Genomic DNA, 398 nt, shown 5'->3' on the forward strand with positions numbered 1-398 from the left:
ATAGGCGTCCTGCGCCGCGCTGCGCGCACGTTGTCGCGCCGCCACTTCATCGGCCAGCTCGGCACTTTGCTTCTCCAGTTGCACCAGTGTCACGATGGCGTTCTCGACGTCTTCGGTGGCGCGCAGGATGGATTGGCGATAGCGCGCCAGCGCCTCCCGGTTGACGCCTTTGGCGCGGGCGACTTCAGCGTCGATGCGACCGAAATCGAACAAGCGCCAGCGCAATCCCAGTGCTGCCTGCGGCTGGAAACTGTCGGCGCTGACCAGGCCCGCCGCGCCCAGGCTTTCAAAGCCGAGCAAGGCCGACAGCGACAGTTTCGGATAGTACTCGGCCAAGGCCACGCCGATGCGCGCATTCGCGCGCTTCGGCGCGGAAAAAATCCTCGGCGGTCAATGCG

Annotated in this window: 1 pseudogene; it reads right to left on the bottom strand. The window is 65.6% G+C overall.

The window, feature by feature from the left end:
* Positions 1-357 (bottom strand): annotated as a pseudogene (locus HLUSI_RS27990) (TolC family protein); the annotation flags it as partial.
* Positions 358-398 lie beyond the last annotated feature (41 nt).

It is taken from the genome of Herbaspirillum lusitanum P6-12 (assembly GCF_000256565.1).
In the GTDB taxonomy this organism is placed as follows: domain Bacteria; phylum Pseudomonadota; class Gammaproteobacteria; order Burkholderiales; family Burkholderiaceae_D; genus Herbaspirillum; species Herbaspirillum lusitanum.